Source organism: Chryseobacterium sp. SIMBA_028 (genome assembly GCF_046535285.1).
In the GTDB taxonomy this organism is placed as follows: domain Bacteria; phylum Bacteroidota; class Bacteroidia; order Flavobacteriales; family Weeksellaceae; genus Chryseobacterium.
This window is the reverse complement of the sequence record NZ_JAWRWZ010000648.1, coordinates 1-248: the sequence shown is the minus strand read 5'-3', so window position 1 is coordinate 248 and position 248 is coordinate 1. Positions and strand designations below refer to the sequence as shown.

Genomic DNA, 248 nt, shown 5'->3' with positions numbered 1-248 from the left:
CATCGGGGCCGGTCCCGGCGGCCTCGAAGACAGGCGAATACGCTGCGACCAGATCTGCGAAATAAAGCGCTTCTCCGCCGTCGATCGAAATGACCGTCTTCAGTTCGGGAAGCCGGTCGCGGATTTTCGCGATCCGCGTCATCCCGAAGGCATTGGTGATGACAGCGGATGCGCCTGCCGTCTTCAGCCGGTATTCCAGCGCCTCGACACCAAAAAGCAGCGCCAGTGGCAGCGCGATGGCGCCCATC

General features: G+C 62.5%; 1 protein-coding gene. It reads right to left on the bottom strand.

Annotated elements, in window-relative coordinates; genetic code table 11:
• Positions 1-248 (bottom strand): hypothetical protein (locus SCA31_RS24830; RefSeq protein WP_410699617.1); only part of this gene is annotated, 248 nt, incomplete at both ends.